Source organism: Winogradskyella sp. A2 (assembly GCF_046762865.1).
Classification (GTDB): domain Bacteria; phylum Bacteroidota; class Bacteroidia; order Flavobacteriales; family Flavobacteriaceae; genus Winogradskyella.
The window spans coordinates 221,603-239,729 of the sequence record NZ_JBKQXM010000001.1 but is presented as its reverse complement, the minus strand read 5'-3'; the positions used below and the strand labels follow the sequence as shown (position 1 = coordinate 239,729).

General features: G+C 33.0%; 7 protein-coding genes. 3 read left to right on the top strand and 4 right to left on the bottom strand.

The window, feature by feature from the left end:
- The first annotated feature begins 8 nt into the window (after nt 1–8).
- Nucleotides 9–5,294, top strand: coding sequence for a malectin domain-containing carbohydrate-binding protein (locus ACFWV9_RS01020; RefSeq protein ID WP_411893370.1), 5,286 nt, complete (start codon nt 9–11; stop codon nt 5,292–5,294).
- Between the two features lie 95 nt (nt 5,295–5,389).
- On the opposite strand, the gene ACFWV9_RS01015 is transcribed toward ACFWV9_RS01020, so the two are convergent.
- Nucleotides 5,390–9,079 (bottom strand): metallophosphoesterase, encoded by a 3,690-nt coding sequence (locus ACFWV9_RS01015; protein ID WP_411893369.1) that lies wholly within the window; start codon nt 9,077–9,079, stop codon nt 5,390–5,392.
- Nucleotides 9,080–9,226: 147 nt separating this feature from the next.
- Nucleotides 9,227–10,789, bottom strand: coding sequence for a protein adenylyltransferase SelO (locus ACFWV9_RS01010; RefSeq protein ID WP_411893368.1), 1,563 nt, complete (start codon nt 10,787–10,789; stop codon nt 9,227–9,229).
- Nucleotides 10,790–10,921: 132 nt separating this feature from the next.
- On the opposite strand from ACFWV9_RS01010, the gene ACFWV9_RS01005 reads away from it, so the two are divergent.
- On the top strand, nt 10,922–12,124 hold the full coding sequence (locus ACFWV9_RS01005; protein ID WP_411893367.1) for a Pycsar system effector family protein: 1,203 nt from the start codon (nt 10,922–10,924) through the stop codon (nt 12,122–12,124).
- 2 nt (nt 12,125–12,126) lie between these two features.
- Here ACFWV9_RS01005 and ACFWV9_RS01000 read toward each other — a convergent pair whose 3' ends face one another.
- Together ACFWV9_RS01000 and ACFWV9_RS00995 are read right to left on the bottom strand one after the other, a co-directional pair.
- Nucleotides 12,127–14,499: a GAF domain-containing protein gene (locus tag ACFWV9_RS01000; RefSeq protein WP_411893366.1), complete on the bottom strand. Its 2,373-nt coding sequence runs from the start codon at nt 14,497–14,499 to the stop codon at nt 12,127–12,129.
- A gap of 111 nt (nt 14,500–14,610) precedes the next feature.
- A complete protein-coding gene (locus tag ACFWV9_RS00995; RefSeq protein ID WP_411893365.1) occupies nt 14,611–16,734 on the bottom strand; it encodes a glycoside hydrolase family 97 protein in 2,124 nt (707 codons plus the stop codon).
- 232 nt (nt 16,735–16,966) lie between these two features.
- Here ACFWV9_RS00995 and ACFWV9_RS00990 point away from each other — a divergent pair, with 232 nt between their 5' ends.
- Nucleotides 16,967–18,121, top strand: coding sequence for a hypothetical protein (locus ACFWV9_RS00990; protein ID WP_411893364.1), 1,155 nt, complete (start codon nt 16,967–16,969; stop codon nt 18,119–18,121).
- The last annotated feature ends 6 nt before the right edge of the window (nt 18,122–18,127 follow it).

Genomic DNA, 18,127 nt, shown 5'->3' with positions numbered 1-18,127 from the left:
ACTTCGATATGTGCCTCAAATTTAAGTTAACGTTTATTAGTTTCATATTCTTATTAAACTATGGAATTGTCAATTCCCAGTCCATTAGCTTTGGTTCTTCAGGTTTAAATGGAACGAACATAACTAACCCTACATCTATAGATTTTGGTCCAAATGGCAAATTGTATGTGTCACAGCAAAATGGAATTATTTGGGAGTACGATGTAGAAAGAGATGATGCTACACCAGGAAATGGCACATATACAATTACCAATACTAATCAGATTACATTAATAAAGAACAATACCCCAAATCATAATGATGATGGCACCAATAATTCAACACAAGCCAGGCAAATTACAGGAATACTAGCCACAGGCTCAGCTTCCAATCCAATTTTATATGTTACCTCTTCAGATTCACGCATAGGTGGAGGGGGCAGTGCTGGAAATGATGTAAATCTTGATACCAATTCAGGAGTTTTATCAAGACTTAAATGGAACGGTAGTGCCTGGGAAAAAGTTGATCTCGTTAGAGGGCTTCCTAGGTGTGAAGAGAATCATTCTACGAATGGTCTAGACATGTTTACAAGTGGTGTTAACACATATTTACTAATTCAACAAGGTGGTAATACTAATCAAGGTGCACCTAGTAATAATTTTGCCGGTTCTTCTGAATATTATTTAAGCGGTGCACTCCTTATTGTTGATCTGACGCAGCTAGAACAAATGGAGTCTAATAATGGAGGCCCTTACCAAGATCCTCGAATTGGAAACACAGCATATATTTATGATTTACCTTCACTGAACGACCCAGATCGTCAGGATATTAATAATACCCACCCAAGTTTTCCTTACAGTTCGTCACACCCTTTGTATAATGCTACCATAGATTTAGGTGACCCCTTTGGAGGAAATAATGGACTAAACCAAACATTTCCTGAAGATGGTGGGCCAGTTCAGATTTTTTCACCCGGTTATAGAAATGCATATGATGTAGTGGTTACGGAAAACGGACGAGTATTTACTTCTGACAACGGCCCTAACGGTGGTTGGGGTGGAGCTCCATTGATTTATGACAGTAATGATAATCTAAAGGGTACTCAAAATTCTACAACATACAACTCAGGTGCTGGAGATTACGTTACTAATGAATTCAACATTGAAAATGGTTCGTCACTCGGTGATGCCTTTCATTTTGTTGGCACTACTAATGACGCCAATAATACATATTATGGTGGACATCCAGTACCAATCAGAGCATTTCCTGATAAAGCTGGAATATACAAATATGAATATAATGGCTCCAATTGGGTAGAGAATGGTTCATACGATTGGTCAAATTTAATTGTTGGAGTTACTGGATATTTCAATCCCTCAGGTTTTACAATGTCTAATTTTCCAAATGACCCAAGGCAAGGTAATTACAATAGATCTTTAAGCAGCCCAGATGTGAATATTTTAGATATTGTAAATTCTTCTACAAATGGAATTTGTGAATATACTGCCACTAATTTTGGAGGTGCAATGCAAGGTGACATACTCTCAGCTTCATTTAATGGTAATATAAATAGATATGAATTTGACACAGATGGAATAACTCTATTATCACAAGATAATGGATTTCTAAATGGTTTTGGGAGTATACCACTAGATTTAATCGCTTTAGGTGATTCGCACCCTTACGCTGGAACAATATGGGTAGTAACTTATGGAGCTGATGACGTAACAGTTTTTGAACCTGCTGATTTTGTTGATTGTCCACAACCTGGCGATGGAGATTATGTCGGTTCCAATGATTATGATAATGATGGTTATACAAATGATGACGAAATTAGCAACGGAACAAATCATTGTTCTGCAGGGAGTAAACCAAATGATTATGATGGTGATTTAATTTCGGACCTGACTGATCCTGACGATGATAATGATGGGATTTTAGATGTTAATGACGTGTTCGCTATTGATGCTCAAAATGGACTTAACACCAATCTACCCATAAATTATCCTTTTTGGAATAACGATCCGGGAACAGGCTTTTTTGGTTTAGGTTTTACTGGTTTACAATTAGATCCTTCTGGAAACACAGCTTATATCAATCAATTTAATTCTGATAATTTGTCTTTTGGTGGTGCGGGAGGAAAAGCAACTATTGATGAAGTCTCATCGGGTAATTCACTAAATGGAACTAACACTCAAGAAAATGCCTTTCAATTTGGAGTTAACTTGGATACCAATTCAAACCCATTTACAATTTATTCAAAAATTGAAACACCATTCAATGGCAGTGCTCCACTAGCAACTCAATCTTATGGAATTTTTATTGGTAATGGCGATCAAGACAATTACCTAAAAATAGCCATCATGGATGGTACTACAAATGGAGATTCCGCTTATGGTTTTGAAGTAACATTAGAAGACAATGGGGTGAGCTCTACTTCAACCTATGATGTCTCTAATTTATTACAAGCTATAGCTGTAAATTTATATATATCAGTGAATCCCAGCACTAATCTGGCTCAAGTTTTTTATTCTCTTAATGATGGTATTACAATTGCCTCTTTAGGAACATCAATAACACTACCTGCGAGTTTTTTAGATCCAAATGACAGCAATGGAATGGCAGTGGGAATAATAAGCACATCTGGCAGTTCGGGAAGTGTATTTACAGCCACTTGGGACTTTATAAATATTACCGAAGATATTGGTAAAATTTTAGATCCATCAACCACTTTATTAGATTTTGGTGAATCAGATCCTGGAGGAAGTATAAATGAATTAAATCTTGGACTTAAGAATTTAGGAAATCCAATTGACGGAGCTATTGAGATTACTCAAGTCAATTTCAATGGTACCAACGCCAATTTATTCAGTAGTAATTTAAGTTTACCTATAGAAATAGGTCCTCAAACAGAAGCTTTATTGCCAATTGCTTTTACACCAGACAATAATATAGGCACAAAATCTGCATCATTAGAAATAACACATAATGGTTCTAATAGTCCGTTGATAGTGTCTTTAACGTCGGAAATTTTCGTTGAAACCCCAGTCGTTCGAATAAATGCTGGAAGTCCAACAACAATTAATAGTACTGATAATGGCCCAGATTGGGAGTCAAATCCATCTCAAGGTTCTTATAGTGGTGTTTCGTATTCAGTAAATACCGGTAATATTTCAAATACAAATTTTCTTTATTCTAATAGAGATAGTTCCATTCCGGATTATATTGATGAAGCAACATTCGATGAAATTTTTAGTCAGGAGCGCTGGGATGAAATTTCTGGTGAAGAAATGGCTTTCTCAATTCCAATTTCTAATGGAAATTATAAAATAAATCTCTATTTAGGCAATAATTGTACTTGTACCAATCAAATAGGAGAAAGAATTTTTGATATCTTGATTGAAGGTACTCTTGTAAAAGATAATCTAGATTTAGTATCCTCATTTGGCCATCAAGTAGCTTCAATGTTGTCTTATTCAGTGTCTGTAGATGATAATGAACTTAATATTTTATTTGATCATGAATTAGAAAATCCTCTTATCAATGCTATTGAAGTTGTAAGTTTGTCAAACAACGTTAATTTAGCACCTATTGCAGTAGCATCTGCAAATCCTACTTCAGGTGAAGCACCGCTAAACGTAATGTTTTCAGCCAATGATTCTACAGATGATAATGATAACATTGTCAATTATAATTGGGATTTTGGTAATGGCGATACTGCCACTGGCGTAAATTCTAGCTATGCTTTTACTCAAAATGGAACTTATACAGTAACGTTAACTGTCACTGATGGTGTTGGAAATATCGATAAAAACACAATAGATATAAATGTTGGACCTTTAGACCCTTGTCAATGGAATTCTTTGGAAGATTCTGATTTAGCTAAAATCGAAGGACCTAGCGCAAAAATAGGTGATAAATTATATGTGTTTGCTGGATTTCTAGCTGGTTTGCAAATTACTGGAGCAACAGAAATTTATGATACTATTTCAAATACGTGGTCCTACGGTGCACCAATGCCAGATCCCGTAACACATATGGGTGTAGCAGTTGTGGGATCAGATATTTGGATTGTCTCTGGCTTTTTAGGAAATCATCCTGGAGTTGCTACAGATAAAGTTCAAATCTATGATACCATAAATGATTCCTGGAGTGTTGGACCACCATTGCCAGTACCACGTGGTTCTGGTGCTATTGCCTATAACAATGGAAAGATACATTATTTTGGAGGTCTGCTTCCAGATAGAATAACAGATGTAGATGATCATTATGTATTAGACATAAATGATCAAGGTGCGGGTTGGGTCAGTGCTGCACCACTTCCTAACGCAAGAAATCATTTGAGTGCTGCGAGTTTCAATGGATTAATTTACGCTATCGGTGGTCAAACTAATCATGATAATGAATCTGAAATAGAAGATAAAACTTTATTAGAAGTCTACAATCCTGATAATAATAGTTGGAGTACATTAGAGGACTTACCGTCACCTAGGTCACATTTTGAGCCTGGTACTTTTGTACATAATGGAAAAATTATAATTGTTGGTGGAAGAAATGGACCATACTTTTTCTACGACGATATTACCGAATATGATATTGCAAATGACACTTGGGCTGAGTTATGTGAATTACCAGAAAATTTACTGGCACCGGCTGCTAGAGTATTCGGAGACCAATTAATTGTAGCAAATGGCGGAATTAACGGTATCAATGGTCCAATAAAAACTACACAATGGATACCAATTCAAGAAGAGTTTCCTACACTAGAAATGGATCCTATTTCAGATCAGTTTAATCAAGTTAGTGAATCGGTATCATTAACATTATCTGCAAGTGGTGGTGATCCAGATGGGAATATTACTTATGCAATTGAAGGTCAACCTACAGGAATAAGTATTGAACCAACTAATGGACTAATTATTGGAACAGTAGATGCATTAGCACTTATAGGAGGACCAAACAACGATGGTATACATTTAGTTACTGTAACTATTTCAAAACCAGGGTCTGAAGATGTTTTTCAAAATTTTATTTGGACAATTACATCACCTACTCTATCAGGAGATAATTCAATAATAAATAGACTGAATATTTTTAATGATTATCTAAATCAATCTATTAAAATTTCTGGATTAATTACTAAGCCAAGTATTGTAAAACTTTATGATTTACAAGGAAGACTAGTTATTTCAAGAACACTACAGTTAAATACTAGAATCCAAGATATTAAGGTAAGCGGATTAGAAAAAGGTATCTATGTTATTAATATTATAAGTTCTACAGAAAAAATGACAAAAAAATTAATATTGAGATAATCAATTTGTTTATTGTATTCCATCTTAAATAAGTATTCTAATTTTAATTGAAATAATTTTTATGGCTTAACAAATTGACTGGGATAAATTTTAATTTAGAATCCAAAACCAAGTCTAAATGCTACTCGCAATCCGTCATCACTATTAAAGGCCGATAAGTTAGCATTTATCATACTGTAGGCTGTTACAAAAATACCTCCTCCAATTGAAGTATTCCATTGATCTTCATTAAAACTAGGATCAGCAACCATACTATCATCTATCCAAACTCTACCATAATCAAATCCACCAAAAAAGCCTACATTAAAAGGTAAAAAATTAGAAGACTTACGTCTTAAATTGAAACGTAAATCTGTACTTTGCACAAAAGCACTTTTCCCAGAGAATCTCTCTCTTCTATAGCCTCTTAATCCTGTTTGATCTCCCAACACAGCTGCTTGATAAAATTCAAAATCATCTCCTAAATTTATATGGCTTCTGAGTTTCGTTGCCAACACAACTTGCCCTTCTGGAACTAATTTATAATCAAATGCCAATTCTGGAATCACATAACCAAAACCTTTTGTTGTATTTGTATTATTTCTATAACCAGCTTCAAAACTAAACATCATTCCTAATGTTGGAAATGTTTTGTCATCCTTTACATCATAGGTATATTTCGCCTGTGCACCAAAAAATGCTTGCTGATCAAATAATTCATCATTAGCTGGAAATTCTGTTTCCAAGTAACGCCCAGGAGTTCGTTCAATCTCATTCGACTCATATGCAATACCAGCCTCAAAGGTTGATCCATATTGCCCTCTCCAAACCAATGAAGGAGTTGCGCTAATTGTTCGGATTTTAACTCGGTTAAAATCAAAATCAATATTATCATTATCAACCTCTGGATTAGGAGTAGAATTACCAAATCCAAAATAATTAACGGCAAAATTTGGACTATTATAATGTACGTTAAATACCAAATTGGTTGTACCAAATACATTTGCCAACTCTCCTTTATAATTTAGCACCAGTCCCTGAGTTGCGAAAAAGTAACTAGCAGCGATGGTGTGTTGTGATGAGAAAGGATTTCTCTCAAAATTATAATTTGTCAATACATTTGTAACACCTAAACTAAACCCATCATCAGGGTTTGCACCAATTGTTGGCACTATTTTATTTGTACTATTTTTTAATTTCTTATAGTTGTAGACATTGGTTTCGTAATCATCCGTTAGTTTTCTGTTTCCTTTATTGGTTACGTAAGTATTCTTTTTTGTTTTATGTTCATAATACTTTAGCTTTTTACCATTTTTAATATCATATGTGTCATTATTTTGCCCACCTACTAAACGCACTTTAATTAACTGATTACCCTCACCATAAACATTAAAAACATCATCGTCATCTAAAGCATAAACCCAAATCTCCCTTGTATCTTCTTTTCTATAGGTTCGTTCTAATACGACATCTGCTTTTTTACCATCTTTAATACGGAACACAGATACTTTTGTTTTACCATTTGGTAAACGTTCTATATCAAACCAATCATCTTTGTTTGTGCCTTTTACAACTGCAAATTTATTTATGAGCTTATAATATCTGTCTGATATGTCTTGAAGATTACCACGTCTAGCTTTCAATAATCTTTTAATTTCCTCGACATCTTCATCCCTAACTTCTTCAGGAATATTTAGAAATGCTTTTTCAATAATTTCGTCAGTTATATTGTCTTGAATATACTTTACTTGAGCATCCCAAATAGGTTTATCGGATGCTTCAATTAATGCCATATCAAGAGGATATGGCTCAACATTAATTTCTTTTTCATCAACTAAAACTTCATCATATTTTCTAAGTAGACCAGCAGAGGGTAATAGTCTTACAGCAAGACCTAATAAAAACCCGTCACTCATTTTAGAAAAGGCTTGGTCTCTATCTCTTGGCATTGGCCTAAAGATTTTTTTTCCATTTTCTTTAAATTCTATCCAGCGCCATTGATCTTGATGCCTATCCCAATCACCAATTAACATATCAAATAAACGTGCTTTTATATACGATGCCTCATCAACAACAATATCTTCATCTTTTCTTATTTTATCTAGCATATCAACCGTACTTAAAAGTTTGTTCTGATATCCAAAACTTGCTTTGTCATCATGTCCTTCCGATGTATGCTCTTCAATCATATAAAGCTCATCGCCAAAATCCCCGTTATATTTTCCAAGTGCATTTTGTTTAGGCACATAATACAATACTGGATTTGTATGGTAAATACCAACTGCATCTGATAAATCTCCTACTACAAAAGGTGCATATGGGTGTGACCCTGCGAAAACATCCATAACTAATTTGGTTGTGAAATCCTCATCTAATTTATCACCAATATATTTATCCTTAAATACAAGTGCTTGCAGATATTGAGCCGCCTGCTTTTCTAATGCACGCATTACATATTGAGTACCATTTTTATCCTCAAGCCTTAATGATTTTGATTGGTTTCCTCCTCCTTTCCTTACTGGTTTCAAACCTCCATACAATGTGTCTAAATTTACAGTTGGTGCTTTGATAGGTGTCCCAAATTGTTTTCTGAATCTGTCACCCCATAAAAACTTATAAAAACCTGATTTTTCAGTGTCTGCTTTTTTATATATAGATGAAGTAACTGTTTCTGGAAACTTTGATGGGTAATTGGTAATATCATATTTTATTGGATCGTAAACCGAAGTAGTATAAACAGGTCTATTATTACCCGTTTCATAAAATCTTACAAAGGAAGACCCATCTGTAAACACATCTAATCTGGCGTAACCATTTGCTCCATAACTGAATTTACCATTACCTATTAACCTAGTGGCAGATGTCTTAGAACCTGAACCACTTACAATCTGTGGCAATCCTCCCTCAACAATGTATTGTAAGTTATGTTCATGACCCGAAACAAAAACAACCTTGTCATTATCTTGAGCCAAACTAACCACACGGTTTTTTAATTCATTATACATCTTATTCTGAAGATCTACATTGGTTACACCTCCTGTTTTTCTAGCAACATTTTTAATTGTACCTAAAACAGGCAATGGTTTCATATGACTTGCAAAGCTATATTGCCCTCCATGAGGTCCGTAAGTAAACATAGGGTGATGAAGTGCTATTAATGTCGTTTTTCCACGAGCCTTCTTTATTTCACTTCTTAATTCATCTAAAAAGTCAATTCTTGTTTTTATATCGCACTCATCATTAATTGTTGGATAATTATCCCAATCTGTCACATACCAATGAGAGTCAACAATAATGAGTACAATATCATCAGATATATTAACCTTTTCAATAGGACATCCATTTTCAGGTAAGAATGTATTCTTGCCTAATTCGTCTTCTACAAATTTTTCTTGTCGTTTTAGTCCTTTAATCCCACTATACCAATCATGGTTACCAGGAATAAAAACAGTTCTTCCCTTAAAATTTTTAGCTATATCCGTTTGAACTTTAAGCCTATGCTCTGCCAACTCTTTTTTATCCTTTTTTTTAGTTAGACCATTTGGATAAATATTATCACCTAAAAAAATTGCTGTACTATTCGAGGAAGCTTCACTTAAAGCAATACCAAATTCATTTATTGCTGGGTCTACTTGACCCATTTCAGAATTACCAGCATCGCCTAGCAAATAAAAAGAATGTCTTATAGTTTTGTCTTCAGGGAAATCAACAATTGTGCTTTTTTCAACTTGTAATTTATGGGTGGCACAAGCACAAACAATAAGACTGATTATGACTAAAAGAACTGATTTCCGTAAAAAATTCATGAGGGAGTATTGATTAGTTAATAATCTAAATATATAAAGTATTAACTTTTCTCACAAAATTTGATTGAAATACAACAGAGCATCTATAAATTTCGCATTTGAACCGATTTTTACAGCACACAATTGGACTTATTAGAGGTATTTTAGTTAAGAACTACAAGACAACATTGAACATCCGACCTTATGACGTGCCCATTCAGGCCGTTTAGCAAACCATTTTTCTTGTTCTGGTTGATTATCGTATGGATGTTTTAAAAGATTAAATAGTTCGCCAATTAATTTATAGTCTCCATCATTAGCATCATCAATAGCTAGCTGTGCCATATAGTTTCTAAGCACATACTTAGGGTTTGTGAGATTCATTGCTTTTTTTCGTTGAGAATCTATTTGGGTTTCTTCAAGCAATCGATTATCATACTCTTTAAACCAATCGTTCCATCCACTTATAATATTTTCATCTAATTTATCTGAATCGTAAAATGCATCTTTCACAATTGACATTCCTCTTAATGGTTCTCCTTTTTCGTAATTAGATAACAATCTAAAGAATATAGTCATATCGGTTTCTACAGCCAACAAACAATCTTCTAATGAAGTCACAAGTTTTAAATCAGAATCTTTTTCTGCAAACAAACCAAGTTTAGACCTCATCATTTCTAATGACTTTATTTCAAAATCTTTCTGATAACTTTTTAAAATTGTTTCAAATGGTTCAGATTCTTCAACAAGTGGATATAAAGCATTCGCTAATTGTAAAAGATTCCAAAGACCAATATTTGGTTGGTTACCAAAACGATAGCGCTTGTTCTGTTTGTCGGTAGTGTTAGGCGTCCAGCCAAAGTCAAAACCTTCTAACCAGCCATATGGTCCATAATCAATAGTAAGGCCTAAGATAGACATGTTGTCTGTATTCATAACGCCATGTACAAACCCAACTCGCTGCCAATGAATTATCATATCTAAGGTATTTTGCGTGACCTCTCTAAATAAATTGACATAAGCAGTTTTATTTGGTTTACCCAAGTGAGGAAAAAAATGTGCGATGGTGTAATCGGTGAGCTTTTTTAAATTCTTAAAGTCTTGTCGGGAAGCAAAAAGTTCAAAATTACCAAATCGTATAAAGGTTGGTGCAACTCTACAAACTATAGCACCTTTTTCATAAGCAGAATTACCATCATATAGCATATCTCTTAGAACTTTATCTCCAGAGATCATCAAACTTAATGCTCTTGTTGTTGGAACACCAAGATGATACATAGCCTCACTACATAAATATTCGCGAATAGAGGACCTTAAAACAGCCAAACCATCTCCTTGTCTAGAATATGGTGTCTCTCCTGCACCCTTAAGTTGAAAGGCCCATTGCTTATTATTATGATTAATTTCAAAAAGGTTTATTGCCCTTCCGTCTCCTAGTTGACCTGCCCAATTTCCGAATTGATGGCCAGCATATGCCATTGCATATGGGTTGGTATTTGGATAAATTGATGAACCAGAGAAGACCTCCAAAAAAGACTTGGAACTCAAATCTTGAATTTCTAGACCTAGTTCTTTTGCTAATTCTTTCGAAGAGTGTAATAAAATCGGATTCGATGGTTTCTTTGGTATAACAGATGAATATGCAGCATTAAATACTTGCCTTCTAGTATTCTCAGAATTATCATCGGATGGCAATTCCTTATTATATGTATCGGAAATATTTAATTTCACACTATTATTAAGTTTAATTTATTAATCTAAAAAACAATTTTGATTTTATGCAATTAGACTTTAGGCTAAGTTACTAATTAGCTATTATTTCATAATAAATAATTCTTAAATTAGCATTCTAGCGATAACTCTATGGAAAATATCTTATCAGAAGTTGAAAAATACGTAGTAAACTACCTAAATGAAAATTTAGACTCAAAATTTGTTTATCATAATTTGGCTCATACACAAAGAGTCGTTGAAAAAATAAATGAACTCACTGAAGACAACAATGTAAGTGAAGACGAAAAACGACAATTGCTTATAGCAGCATGGTTTCATGATACAGGATTTACAAAAGTCATTGATGGTCATGAGGAGGAGAGTGCAAAAATCGCTATTGAGTTTTTAAAGAAACATAATTTAGAAAAAACTGAAATTGATATTATAGCACAGATTATTCGTGCAACAGAAATGACATACCAACCAAAAACAAAATTAGAGGGTATTATAAGAGATGCTGATTCAGCTCATATTTCAAGTAAAAATTATGATGACTATGCTTCCTTATTAAGAAAGGAGTGGGAATTAACCTTAAATAAAAGTGTAACAAAAGACGATTGGTTATTGGAGAATATTAATTTCTTAACCAATCACACCTTTAACTCGGCAATTGCAACTAGTAAATGGGAGAAACGCAAGGGTAAGAATTTAGCTAACCTTCTACAAAGCTATAATAAAATAAAAAGTGACACAGATAAACTAAAACATAAAAAAGCAGAATTACAATTCAAAAAAGAGAAACTAGATTTACCAGATCGAGGTATTGAAACTATGTTTAGGGTTGCTCTAAGAAATCACATTACCTTAAGCGATATTGCTGACACAAAAGCTAATATTTTATTATCGGTAAATGCTATTATTATTTCTGTTGCACTATCTAATTTATTACCAAAATTAGATAACCCTTCTAATGACTATTTAATATATCCAACGCTTATTTTTATGTTTTTTACGGTGATTTGCATTGTACTTTCAGTACTTGCCACACGACCTAACGTTACTAAAGGCCAGTTCACAAAGGAAGATGTTGCCAATAAAAAAGTGAACTTATTGTTTTTTGGAAATTTTCATCAAATGAAACTTAACGAGTTTGAATGGGCTATGGAAGAAATGATGAAGGATAAAGATTATCTCTATGGTTCCTTAACTAAGGATCTCTACTTCCTCGGTTTAGTACTGAATAGGAAATATAACTTATTACGCGTAACCTATAATGTATTTGTGATTGGGATTGTGATAAGTGTATTAGCCTTTGGAGTATCCTTTTGGCTTTCAGAATCTGTTATAAACTAAGCCTAGTTACTGATTTCTTTCATTAAATCATCATAGGTGTAATATTCCTTATCATTATTATCCTTGTGATAAAGAACACTTACTCGTATTGCCTTTAAACCTGTTACTGCCTGCAGGTCTTGAAGGTCTAATATCTCAACATCATTGTCTAAATAATTTTTTGACTGCAAGAACTTAACATATCTCAGGTATTCTTCTTCATCTTGTTTTTGTGAATAGACAATACTTATTTTGCCCTTTTGAGTTACGCGTTCGTTGGTTCCTTTTATAAAAGCTTTATCTACACGTTTTTTTACAATCTCATATCTGGCATTATATGTACCATCCACATCAAACTGTTTTTCGTCCATTCTAAAACTAATAGATAATGGCTGGTTAAATACTAAGATCATTGAAGCAACATCTAGTTTAACTGGGAAATTTGGTTGCATCTGATAATACGAATTTTCCATTTCGCACATAATCTGCAATTGCCATAACCTTAGATTATATAGGTAAATTGGACTAAAACTATCTTCTTTTGTTAACGACTCACCTATATACATATTATGCTCAACCCCATCTGTTTTAAAACGCTCAAAATAATGAGGGTACATAGCCTGAGCGCCTATCTGTTTTTCATCTAGTACTGATGCCAAATTTTTATTGATTGTGGCAATAGTTTCGTCATAATTTTTACGATTTATATAAACAGTACCTACTTTATTGTCAATAGAATTTAAATAGTTTTCTATTTCTCCCTCTAAGTTTTCAAATGATTTAAGATGGTCTAATACAGGATTTAAATCGTACTTAATAAAAGTATTTATCTGTTGCTCACTATCAACTTGAAAATTGTTATCAAGTGTTTCCAACCATTCATTTATTTGGTACAAATACTGCTCATAAATAGGCAAAGCTTCCTGATTTATCGCATTTTGCATTATTGACTGTAATGCACTTAACTGAATTGTAAGATCTAACTTTGTTGCAGTATTTCTTGCCTCGGATGAGCCCTTAATATCAATTTGACCAAATAATGGATAAATATCATCAAAAGCTATCTTATTGAAATTTGGTTCATTGCCATTAATTTGATCCTTTATGTAATTTCTTGCCTCAAGTTCGAACCTCCAACGTACACTATGATGTATTGATGTGCATTCTTGCTGAATTATGGCATCAATAAGATTTTCTTCTTCATTTTTAGAACGCTCAACTGCAGAAACTATAAAAGGCATTACGTCTACCAATTTGTTCGCATTAATACTATTCAATACTTCTGGTTTTTCAGATACTAGTTCTAAAATACCCATTAAACCCTCGTCATTAGCAATAGGTGCAAAAATGGCACTTTTAATACCTTGCTGATGTAAAACTTTTATATGTGGAGCATGACCTTGGGACTTAGCAAATGCTTTCTCAACATTTGAGATAGAAAAGTATTTATTTTCGCGCAATAATCTATCATAAGACCACCGACAAAGTGCATCTGAGCAATTTGAAACCTCCAGGTTATTGAGCAGAAAACTATTCATACCAGCACCATAAACACGCTCAAATGTGTCTTTATCCTTATTATAAATTGAAAAACCAACTTTAATATTCTTTAGACCTAATAGAGATCGGAAAATTTCATGGAAATCTTCCATAAATCCTTCATTCTTACGTTTGTCTTCACCAATTAATGAAGATTTAATGTTAGAAATGGATTGGTCATCTGTGACATCAAAAATATTAGAAATTACAAAGCCTTTAAAATCATAACTGTTTGGTGGAAACTTCTTTTTCCATAAATCAATATTCTCAAAATTATCAAGTAATTGAGCATAATCTTCATCTGTAATTTTAGGCGCATTTTTCTTAGGAATAATCTCTGTGAAATCTGCATTATAAAGTATTTTATAATAACGCATTATACCATTTGCATCTGGTATTTCGTAAAAAAATGGTCTTTTAAAGTTTAAATTATAGCCATAACAGAAATTAAGGATTATAGTACAAGCAATAATATACCTTTGGTCTGTAGGCATATTTTTTATCTCCAATTCAAAATCATCTCCAGCAGTTTTTAGAATACTTTTGAAGCGTTGTGAGGAATTAAAAATAACATTAAGGAATGGTACGGAAGCCGTTTTAATTTCATTTTTTGTTAGGACCGGACTAAAAGCATCTTGTAAAATACCCTCAATTTCCTTTTCAAATTTTTGTAAAATTGCTAAATCGCTAAAACCATCACGCAATATAGGATGATCTTCTGCAATTTTAAGGACTCGACGTGCGTTTGCCGCAATAAAATCATTATCTGCCTCTATTAAATTTTCGTATTGGTTTAAAAACTTATTGAAACTAACTTTAATGACCAAAGGTGATTCTATTCCTTCATTAACATCCATAGTATTAATTTGTTTTGGTTGTGATTAACAAGTTAAACAGTAGTCGTTTTGAATAAGACTAACTTACACTAATTTTGTTACAATAAATTAAGCACCAAATAACTAAAACCTTTAGTTGATTTTTTTCTTGAGGCTTATTGCAAATCCACCACCCTCAGCTAGTTTAATATCTAAACTAGACTGCTTATTTAAATCCATCTTCACTATCTCTATATCTAGCGGATTTTTATCCCAATGTGCATTTGCACCATCTTTATATAGGATTGCTTCATAGTCTTGATTTTCATCTAAAAAATCAAAGGCTAGATTTAAAGATACGGAATTTTCATTTGTTATACCACCTACAAACCAATTGCCGGTACCCTTTTCTTTTCTTGCAATAGTCACATAATCACCTACTTCACCATTTAAAACTATAGATTTTTCCCAGTCTACACCAACATCCTTAATAAATTGTAAAGGAGCTGGGTTTGCCTCATAATGCTCAACTAAATCTGCTGCCATTTGTACAGGACTATATATCACAACATATAATGCTAATTGTTGCGCAAGTGTTGTATTTACTTGACTTTCATCTTTGTATTCATCAAATTTAATGTTGAATATTCCAGGGGTGAAGTCAATAGGTCCAGCCAACATTCTTGTAAAGGCCACCGTAGGTAAATGACTTGGCGGGTTACCTCGTTCAATTGACCATGCGTTAAATTCTTGTCCACGAAGTCCTTCTCTAGAGATGGCATTAGGATAAGTTCTACGAAGTCCTGTTGCCTTGATTGGTTCATGTGCATTAACGGCAACTTGATATTTTGCCGCCTTCTTAACTGCATTATTATAATGGTTCACCATATACTGACCATGGTGATATTCACCATCAGGTAAAATTTTACCAACATAACCAGACTTTACAGCATGCATGCCATATTTCTGCATTAAGGCATATGCCGTATCCAATTGCTTGGTGTACGTCTCTGTAGCAGCAGAAGTTTCATGATGCATAATAATCTCAACACCCTTTTCTTTTGCATAATTGATTACTTCTTCAAAATCATAATCAGGATAAGGTGTTACAAAATCAAATACACCTTCACGATCAGGAAAACCAATCCAACGCTCCCAGCCGGTATTCCATCCTTCAACTAAAACGCCTCCTATATTATTTTTTGCGGAAAAATCTATAAAGCGTTTTACATTTTCTGTTGTTGCGCCGTGCCTTCCATGAGCCTTACCCGTATCTACCCATTTTCCATCAATCTGTTCCATACCATAATCCCAGCTCGATTTACCAAGGTGCATTTCCCACCATACACCAGTATACTTCATTGGTTTAAACCACGACACATCACCAATTTTATTGGGTTCATTGAGATTTACAATAAGATTAGATTCAATTAAACCTGGTGCATCTTCTGACACCTGAATTGTTCTCCAAGGTGTGTTGAATGGTAAGCTTCTTTTTACCTTATACTCTGTATTTTCACTTCCGACCAAAATGCTTTTAAACTTCAGATTCTCATTGTCTACTCCAAGTGTCATATCTGAATAATCCACCAAGGACGCTTCATGAAAACTTAAATGTAATCCTTTATCTCCAACCAATGTAGTTGGTGTATTTACGGCATTATTCGGAATATAGGTTTGGGCAAGATTTGGGTGATCACGCTTACTAATTGCATCGATTTCTGAAAACTTTGTTTCTGAATACAAATGCTCATAAATATCCCAATCTCCAGGAATCCAATATGTTTTATAATCTTCGGTTAGATTAAACTCTGTATGTTCTTCCATTATTAAGGCTTCTGCCCATCCTTCTTGCTCTGGGAATTCATATCTGAAACCAATTCCATCATCATATACTCTAAAAACTACATTGAGTTTTCTTTTTAATGTTGACGTTTCCTGTAATTCAACTGCTAATTGATTGTAATTATTCTTAACATCAATTTGTTCTCCCCAAGGCATTTGCCAAGTCTCATCAAAAGCATTTACAGAAGCTGTCAATATTTCTAAATTGGTACCAATAGCTTCAGCGTTTGTAAACTCAAAACCCAAATACGAGGTGTCAATTACCACACCATTGTTAAACATTACCGAATAATATGGTTGCCCAGAATTATTAACGTTAAAGACTACTTTGACTTTTGACTTTGGTGATGTAACTTCAAGCATTTCTTTTTGATTATCTGAACATCCAATAAATGCGCACACAAAAACGAGTATTATTAATCTTAATTTCATGATTATATTTTTTCTAATAAAACAAAATTATATTCTGAATCAATCACAACACGACCATCTTTTAATTCAGTTTTTAAATCTGAATATACATAATGAATGGTGTCCATATCTTTATAAAAATACTCAATAAAATAAAAGAATAACAAAAAATGCGTATTAAGCCACAAAATGAAAATTAAATCGCGTAAAGAAACTAAAACTTTATATTTGAATATCTTCAACTTACTTTTATATGGGTAGTAAATTAATTTATGTAGATAACACTTCAATAGGTTCAAAACATGAAATGTTTAACGCTTCATCTTTAAAAATGTTCTCGGAAATATATGATGATGTAATCTTTTATGCTTCAAGACCAGTAAAAAAAAATACCTTTAAAATTCTAAAAAAGAAACCAAATAACATTACATATAAGTTTTTACCGGTAATTAATGCAAAAAAAAGAATTAGCGGTTACTTGTATGCTATTATTGCAATGCTGACGAGTTGTTTTGTTTTAATTAAAACAAACAAAAAGGATGTAATTTTTTTTAACTATACCGTTTTATGGGCATTTTCAGCTCAAAATTTTTTAAGTAAAATATTAAATCGAAAAGTTATTTTTATGTTTCACGGTGATCTTGAATATTTATATGATTCAAGAAGTCCATTGAACTCTTTTTCAAAGAAAGCACTTTACAGAATAAAACAAAAAAAATTTACACCGTCAAAAGGAGCGTATTTTTGCGTGTTAGGCGAGAGTATTAAGAGGAACTTAAAAAAGCACGTCTCCAACAACTTTTATCAAAAAACTATTTTTTTTGAACATTCATATATTTTCAGAGAACATGTAAAAGATATCATAATAAATGATGGGATTATTAGAATTGGTCACCTTGGGGAATTAAGAAAAGAAAAACAGTTTATTAATAATCTATTTAAATTTTCAAAATTACTAGACTCTTTAAAAAAAATCAAGTTCTATTCAATCGGACGAATTTACCATGACAAAAACATATTGAAAAAAATGGGGATTGAAATAATTTCAGATTCTGATAAAAGAAGCTTAAGTCGTTTTGAAATGGACAAGGCCATATCGATGTTGGACTATATCCTATTTTTATATCCAAAAGATGGTTATAAATTAAGGGCAAGTGGTGCATTATATGATGCTATTGATAGTGAAAAACCAATATTATCATTAAAGAATGATTATTTCAATAATATTTTTTCTAAATATAAAAATATTGGTTGTCTTTTTGAAAACGAAAATGAGATAGTTGACTATCTAAAAAATATCAAAAAACAAACTTCGAGTATAGATTATAAAATTATTAAGCAAAAGCTAAGCCCAAAGACAGTAAGCCTTGGATTTAAAAAAGAACTTGAAAAAATAGATTTTTTATAGCCAAAT

What these genes read in the sequence shown, in the direction of transcription:
- ACFWV9_RS01020 (WP_411893370.1), top strand. Translation starts at nt 9, where the DNA reads ATGTGCCTCAAATTTAAGTTAACGTTTATTAGTTTCATATTCTTATTA.
- ACFWV9_RS01015 (WP_411893369.1), bottom strand. Translation starts at nt 9,079, where the DNA reads ATGAATTTTTTACGGAAATCAGTTCTTTTAGTCATAATCAGTCTTATT.
- ACFWV9_RS01005 (WP_411893367.1), top strand. Translation starts at nt 10,922, where the DNA reads ATGGAAAATATCTTATCAGAAGTTGAAAAATACGTAGTAAACTACCTA.
- ACFWV9_RS01000 (WP_411893366.1), bottom strand. Translation starts at nt 14,499, where the DNA reads ATGGATGTTAATGAAGGAATAGAATCACCTTTGGTCATTAAAGTTAGT.
- ACFWV9_RS00995 (WP_411893365.1), bottom strand. Translation starts at nt 16,734, where the DNA reads ATGAAATTAAGATTAATAATACTCGTTTTTGTGTGCGCATTTATTGGA.
- ACFWV9_RS00990 (WP_411893364.1), top strand. Translation starts at nt 16,967, where the DNA reads ATGGGTAGTAAATTAATTTATGTAGATAACACTTCAATAGGTTCAAAA.